Here is a 1,524-nt window from a genome sequence, read left to right on the forward strand (position 1 = left end):
GGGGGAGCGGGCCCGCGCACGATCCCGGGGGTACCGGCCGGGGCGGAGGGTGGAGTCATGACTACAGCGGCGATGAACCCGACCACGGACCTGACGGCGGACCCGACGACGGACCTGATGACGGACCCGGCCACGAAGCCGGCGGCGAAGCCGTCCGTGAGCCCGGCCACCGAACGGCCCGTCCCCGGCTGGGCGCTGCGCACCGCCCGGGCGCTGCCCCTGCTCGCCCTGCCGGTGTGCCTGTGGCGGCTGCCGTTCGGGTTCGGGTTCCAGATGGGGATGGACATGCCGCGCGAGGACCTGTCGCTCTGGGTGACGGTGCCCTACGTCCTCGCGCTGAGCCTGCTCTCCGAGGCCTTCGCGCTGCTCTGCGCCGGGCTGGTTCGGCCGTGGGGCGAGCGGGTGCCCGCATGGGTCGTGGTGGCCGCCGGGACGGTGGCGGGCGGCGCGTTCACGGCGCTGACCGTGCAGTGGGTGCTCACCACCTTCGAGCTCGCGGGTTTCCAGGAGGTCGACTTCGTCAACGGCTGGTGGCGGGCGCTGGCCGCGGTGACGAGCGGGCTGTTCGTGCTCTGGGGGCCGCTGATCCTCGCGCTGACGTACGCATACCACCGGCGGCGGCGCGCCTGACGGTTGAACCCGCCGGTTGAACCCGCCGGTCGAACCCGCCGGTTGAACCCGCCGGTGGGACCCGCCAGTGGGACCAGCCGGTTGAACCCGCTCGTGGGACGCGGCGGTCAGCGCGCGGCGGCGAGCGATTCGACCCGGGCCTCGTCGTACCGCAGAGCGATCAGCCGGGCGAGCGCCTCGTGGGTGCCGAGCGGGGCGCTCGTCCAGCGGGCGCCGGTGGCGGCGGCGCGGTCGGCGAAGAAGCCGGGGGCGAGCAGATGGGTGGCGACGGCGACGTGGCGGTGGCCGGCGGCGTGCAGGGCGGCGACCGCCTCCCGCGGGGTCGGGCGGGCGGCGGACAGGTAGGCGGGGACGACCGGGCTGCCGTCGCCGAGGCGCTCGGCGAGCAGGTCGGCGAGCAGTTCGGCCGTCCGCGCGGTGTCGGCGTTGGCGGCCGGGTCGGAGGAGCCCGCCGCCGCGAGGACCACCGGCCCGGCGCCGGCCGGGCGACCGGCCGCGGCGAGGCGGTCGGCGAGCGCGGCGGCCAGCAGCGGGTGGGGGCCGAGCGCTCGGGCGAGCGGAAGGCGGGTCAGTCCGGCGGCGGTGAGCGCCCCGGGCAGGTCGACCCGCAGGTGGTAGCCGCCGCCGAGCAGCAGCGGGACCAGCACCGCGGCCCGTCCGTCCAGCGCGGCGAGCGCCTCCGGGAGGGCGGGGCGGGCGAGGTCCAGGAAGCAGCAGCGGACGTCGAGGCCCGGGCGCAGCAGCCGGACCCGGTGCAGCAGCGCCCGGTTCGCGGCCACCCCTGCGGCGGAGCGGCTGCCGTGCGCGACCGCGAGCAGGACCGGTCGGCTCCCCGCCGACGGACGCGGCGCGCCTGCCGGCCCAACCCTCGTCAGCCCCGCGCCTGCCGGCCCC

The 1,524-nt window shown here is 77.9% G+C and carries 2 protein-coding genes; one reads left to right on the forward strand and one right to left on the reverse strand.

The features are described 5' to 3' along the window. Nucleotides 1–57 precede the first annotated feature (57 nt). The gene (locus ADK60_RS22560; protein WP_234371212.1) at nt 58–630 is read left to right on the forward strand and encodes a hypothetical protein; all 573 of its coding nucleotides are present in this window, start codon (nt 58–60) and stop codon (nt 628–630) included. 107 nt (nt 631–737) lie between these two features. Here the strand turns inward: ADK60_RS22560 and ADK60_RS22565 are convergent, their stop codons facing one another. Then, nucleotides 738–1,505 carry a sirohydrochlorin chelatase gene (locus ADK60_RS22565; protein ID WP_053648454.1) on the reverse strand — a complete coding sequence of 256 codons (768 nt, stop codon included), beginning with the start codon at nt 1,503–1,505 and terminating at the stop codon, nt 738–740. Nucleotides 1,506–1,524: the final 19 nt, after the last annotated feature.

The organism is Streptomyces sp. XY431 (assembly GCF_001279805.1).
GTDB classification, from domain to species: Bacteria; Actinomycetota; Actinomycetes; order Streptomycetales; family Streptomycetaceae; genus Kitasatospora; species Kitasatospora purpeofusca.

Coding starts and splice junctions, on each gene's coding strand:
- ADK60_RS22560 (WP_234371212.1), top strand. CDS start 58: ATGACTACAGCGGCGATGAACCCGACCACGGACCTGACGGCGGACCCG.